Annotated in this window: 2 protein-coding genes; one reads left to right on the top strand and one right to left on the bottom strand. The window is 43.6% G+C overall.

The genetic code is table 11. The features are described 5' to 3' along the window. The first annotated feature begins 273 nt into the window (after window positions 1-273). Window positions 274-693: a hypothetical protein gene (locus tag PY364_RS22255; protein WP_275526366.1), complete on the top strand. Its 420-nt coding sequence runs from the start codon at window positions 274-276 to the stop codon at window positions 691-693. 67 nt (window positions 694-760) lie between these two features. Here the strand turns inward: PY364_RS22255 and PY364_RS22250 are convergent, their stop codons facing one another. After that, entirely contained in the window at window positions 761-1,891 is a 1,131-nt protein-coding gene (locus PY364_RS22250) for a tetratricopeptide repeat protein (RefSeq protein WP_275526364.1), read from the bottom strand. Between the last annotated feature and the right edge of the window lie 197 nt (window positions 1,892-2,088).

Raw genomic sequence — 2,088 nt, 5'->3', positions numbered from 1 at the left:
GCGTTACAAACAATTAATTATTAGAAGGACAACGGCGGCGTTACGTAAGTATCGAAATTCAGTGAAAATTAAGCGCTAATTCTGAGATAATTTGTTAACAAGTGCAAAGAAGCACTGCACTTGCTGCCTGCAAGCTACCTAAGCATCAATACTTACTAAAGCTCTGATGTAAAGTTTGATGAATAAATATCGACAAAATTTGCAATTGCTCTTAGTCTGACTTGGTTGTAAAGCTTGTAGACATTTCTCTAAAAAAAACAAGGAGTAAATGTAATGTTCGGATTTATCAAAAATTTGTTTGGTGGCATTTTTGGTTTCTTGGCTAGACTCTTAGGCATTAAGAAGTCTGAGTATTTCTTGGAATTGGATAAGGCTCCAGAAAATGGGTCAGCGAAAGCTGAGTCAGCTTCAGCTAAGAAGCCTGAGCCTGTTGCTGCTCAGTCTTTAGTAGCGGTAGCTGCACCTGCAAAATCTGAGAAGCGAGAACCTGTTGCGGCTAAGCCTCAGAAAGCTGAGCCTGCACCGAAACCTGCTGTCGCTGTGACGAATGGTAAGGTTCCAGCTCAAGCTGCATCAACGATAACCTTTGCTCCCGATTATTTAATGCCAACACCAACGACAAACCGCCGACTTCCCGGCCCCAACATGAATAACTTTCGAGATATGGCTCGCGGAATGAAAACTTCTAAGTAAAAGAGTTTTGAGTTTTGGGTTTTGAGTTTTGAGTTTTGGGTTGTAGTCAATTCAAGACTCAAAATTTTTATTCATTTTGACCTTGACTTTTGAGGAAAATTAGCACGCTATACAACTGGAAAGCTGCATCCCAAGGGCTTTCGGATTTGCGCTCAATGTCAATGTGGGGTTTAATCCGGCTTAACATTTGGGTGTAATCTAAGGCTGTCTCTGCAAAGGGAGTAAATTCAGACCAGATATTTACAGATGGCTGCTGATTAAAGGTTTGCACTAAGTTATTCCAGTTGATTCTAGCCGTATTTTGGGAGTTTTGAGTTTTGATTGAGTTTTTGCTCTCTAATTCTTTTATTTTTTCGGCTGTAATGCCTTTTTGAAATTGATAGGTTTGGTCGCATAGCCGCAATATACAATGTCTGCTGGGTAAGTGTAAATCGCAGATTTGGGCATAATCTTGGGTGATTTCTTTATGGCGGAATTTGTCAGTTCGTCTGTGGGGGGAGTAGTCCATGATTTCGACAAACAGGGGCAATAGTCCCTCGACGCGCTGGCTCACTTCTGACCAGTTGAATGTGAGAGAGCCGAGCTGGTCGAGTTCGTTTTTACATACGGCGGTGGGTTGGGGAGAAAAGGACTGAAAATATTGGACTCGAAAGAGTTGAATTTTTTGGATTTCGGCGAAGGTTGCCCAGAAGACGGGGATGCCTGCGCTGAGTAGTTCTTCGCCGTAAACGCGCAGTTCTCCGATCGCGCCTGTTTTGTATAACCGCCAGCCCCGACTTTGGATTTGTATCCGAGCGGTGTAGGGGTCAATTTTGAGAATCCTACTTATATTTTGTATAGCTGATGGTTTGTTTTCTGGGCTGACGGGTTCTAGGATTAAGAGTCCAGGTTCGGTGTTGCGGGGATCGTTTTTGGCGATCGCGATCGCGTCTTTTCGGCGGTTTTGTTCTATGGTTTCGATGCGTTGGATGGCTTGACGGGATTGAGCGACTATTTTGGGGTTAGTGGTGTCGCGTAGCAGTTGCCGATAAATTTTTTCGGCGGATTCTAGTTTGTTGGTGAGTTCGTAGTAGCGTGCAATGTAGAACTTCACCCAGGGATTTTCGGGGGAGTCTTTCTGTAGTTTTTTGAGCAATTGGGCTGCTTTTGGATAGTCTTTGCCATCAAGGGCGGAGACAACCTGATTAATGTCATTCATGGGATTAGGGGAAAGGTTTTATGATTATATCTTGACTGATATTTGGTGGGTTTCGCCAGTCATCGTCAGGAATTTAACTTTACTTCTACTCAGGGAAGAAGAGAATAGAATCAATCGTTTTAGCCATGAGCGAGTGGTATAACTGCCAAGAAGGTTGCTATAGAACCGTAACGCCGCCCTCTGGGCGGTGACTTTAC

It is taken from the genome of Kamptonema sp. UHCC 0994 (genome assembly GCF_029167235.1).
Lineage (GTDB): Bacteria > Cyanobacteriota > Cyanobacteriia > Cyanobacteriales > Microcoleaceae > Kamptonema.
Note: the sequence above shows the minus strand (reverse complement) of the source record. Positions and strands in the feature narration are given on the sequence as shown.

Coding starts and splice junctions, on each gene's coding strand:
- PY364_RS22255 (WP_275526366.1), top strand. CDS start 274: ATGTTCGGATTTATCAAAAATTTGTTTGGTGGCATTTTTGGTTTCTTG.
- PY364_RS22250 (WP_275526364.1), bottom strand. CDS start 1,891: ATGAATGACATTAATCAGGTTGTCTCCGCCCTTGATGGCAAAGACTAT.